The organism is Candidatus Megaera venefica (assembly GCF_034554655.1).
Classification (GTDB): domain Bacteria; phylum Pseudomonadota; class Alphaproteobacteria; order Rickettsiales; family Rickettsiaceae; genus Megaera_A; species Megaera_A venefica.
In genome coordinates, this window is sequence record NZ_JARJFB010000205.1 from 1 (window position 1) to 2,433 (window position 2,433).

A 2,433-nucleotide genomic window follows, 5' to 3' on the forward strand; every position below is an offset into this window, starting at 1 on the left:
GGATTTTGTAAGCTGTTTATGACATGAAACCCCTTGTTAATTCAGGCGGGGAGAGTTTTGACGGAGGGACTAAATAGATTGATTTTGCAATGATGTATTGAAGTCATCACTAACAACTCTAAATTATTGCAACCAAAGTAAATAATCAAGAATTATTTTGAATATTTAACTTAATTTTGGTATGATATTTACTATATTAATTCATATAATTTTAAATATGACAAGTTTATCTATTACAATATCAGACACTATAGCTAAAGCCAGCAATGAAGCTGCAAAAGAATTAGGTGTTTCTAGAACTGAATTTATCCGCAGGGCAATTATTCACGAATTAGATGATTTCAAAACTAGATCAGAAGAAATAGGAATAATCAAAAGTTTTAATGCCATGAAACGGTCAGCAAAATACTCTGAAGAATCAAAAGAGTTAATGGATAATCTATTTACAAATTTATCACAAGAAAACGAGGGATGGTGGAGCAAATAGAAATCTTAACTCGTGCTGGTATTTATTTGGCAAAACTTAATCCAGCCAAAGATGTTGAAATTGGGAAAGTAAGACCAGTGATTATATTAAATTCTTAAACAATACTTAACTCTATACCTCCTATTATTTTCATTTGCCCTTTAAGTAGTCAATCACAGCTAGAATTCGGTAATTTACATTATGAATTAAATCCAAGAGATAGCTTAAAAGTAAAAAGTTATGCTTTAATAGAACATTGTAGATCAATTAGTTTAAACAGAATTATACATCCAAGGATAGGTCAAGTAACTGAGTTTGAACTGGACAGTATACTACATAAATTACAACGATTAGTTGGGTTATAATTATCTTTAATAATTATAATACTTAATATTTACATATTATAATATATATTGACTTACTTTATTAAATATTGTACTCATTATTAAATGTAATATTACAATAATTATAAAACAAATTAAACTAGTTAGTATCTGAAATCCTAAAGGCGGCCAAGGTAAGAGTATGATTGCAATTAACCTTGCGGCTGCATCAGTGGAATTTGGAGTTAAGCCTCTCGTTGTTTGCCAAGACCCTCAAGGAACATCTATATTATACTTTAAAGCAGGGAACTTACCTTTTGAGATAATGAACAGTGTACCAAGTAATCGACCTGATGCCGATATTGTAATATTCGATCATCAAGCTAGTGATTGGGAAGTACCACAAAACTATCTTATTGTAATGCCACTTAAACCTGTCGTGATCAATATGCTACCTATATTGATGCTTATAGAAGAGCTGAGTTACTTAGGAAAAGAATAATTACCATAGTAACCGATGGACAAGAACACAGAGCCAGTGAAAATGAAACCATAGAATACTTAAGAGACAAAAGAGCTTTTATTATTCCATCTAGTGGGGTATTTAGCCGAGCATCTAGCGAGTATCTAACAATCTTTGATCATAAGATGAACAAAGCTTACAAAGTAAGAGAACGCAGAATGGAAATAAACAGAATTCTAGATGCAATTCTAATAGGTAATAAAGAGGATATAAAACATGACTGATAATTGGATAGATGAAGAAAATGCTAGAGCAACTAACCTAGCAAAAACAGGAGAAACCACGAATAACAATGCTCCACGATTATTAAAAGCTACAAAAAAGCCAACTCCAGTACGTCATATTAGAAGTATTTACATTCAAGATGCACATGGCAAAGCATTCGATAAATTGGCGTTTGAGCAAAAAATGGTTAAGGGCAAAAAAGCACCTGAGTTGATGGAAGAAGCCATAGAATTATTGTTGAAGAAATATGATTAAAAATCACTGTTTTTGTAAACAAGTAGAGCCATCAACTACCAAGCTTTTAAAGTCACGTAAGTCAGGAAACATAGGCAATAGATATTTTTGGATGTTGGTAATTAAGAAGTCCTATGTTTTAAACGTTTAAGAACTTTTTTAGTAACATCATTAGTTATTCGTTTAGTGATTTTTCTGTTATTTCGAGATGTTTTTGCTTTAACTTTGGCTTTTAGATTTTGTATTCTTTGATTATTGTAATTAGTGCCTGAACGGAAACCAGTATAAGTCATAGATAATATAGGGTTCGAGGCTATTTTTTACAGCGAAGATTTGTAATATTATGTTATAGTGAAGGGGTAGAAACGACGTATAATAGTCGTTTTGGTGATCAATATATAAACTTCACTGTAACTTTCAATGCGAATCACTTCAGAATTTGAAACTCAATTTAAATTAGGTCAAACATCTTTGTCAGCAATTACACTCGATTTATCTTGTCGTGATGATATTACCAAATTTCTATTAGGTCTCCAGCACCTATCACAAAACAAAGAAGTGATGGGTAAAATATTGAAGTGTTTGGAAGAATCTATTCCCCTTAAGAATAGTGGTCGTCGTGGGATGTCATTATGGAGAATATTTATTCTTGCATCGTTAAG

Annotated in this window: 4 protein-coding genes and 1 pseudogene; all 5 read left to right on the forward strand. The window is 31.6% G+C overall.

What is annotated here, in order from left to right:
* The first annotated feature begins 217 nt into the window (after positions 1 to 217).
* The gene (locus tag Megvenef_RS08880) at positions 218 to 487 is read left to right on the forward strand and encodes a ribbon-helix-helix domain-containing protein (RefSeq protein ID WP_322777571.1); all 270 of its coding nucleotides are present in this window, start codon (positions 218 to 220) and stop codon (positions 485 to 487) included.
* Between the two features lie 113 nt (positions 488 to 600).
* Positions 601 to 831, forward strand: a complete 231-nt coding sequence (locus Megvenef_RS10025) for a type II toxin-antitoxin system PemK/MazF family toxin (RefSeq protein ID WP_410519776.1) — start codon at positions 601 to 603, stop codon at positions 829 to 831.
* Between the two features lie 160 nt (positions 832 to 991).
* The gene (locus Megvenef_RS08885) at positions 992 to 1,291 is read left to right on the forward strand and encodes a hypothetical protein (RefSeq protein ID WP_322777572.1); all 300 of its coding nucleotides are present in this window, start codon (positions 992 to 994) and stop codon (positions 1,289 to 1,291) included.
* A gap of 237 nt (positions 1,292 to 1,528) precedes the next feature.
* Positions 1,529 to 1,792 (forward strand): hypothetical protein, encoded by a 264-nt coding sequence (locus Megvenef_RS08890; protein WP_322777573.1) that lies wholly within the window; start codon positions 1,529 to 1,531, stop codon positions 1,790 to 1,792.
* A 399-nt stretch (positions 1,793 to 2,191) separates the two neighbouring features.
* Positions 2,192 to 2,433, forward strand: a pseudogene (locus Megvenef_RS08895) (ISNCY family transposase); the annotation flags it as partial.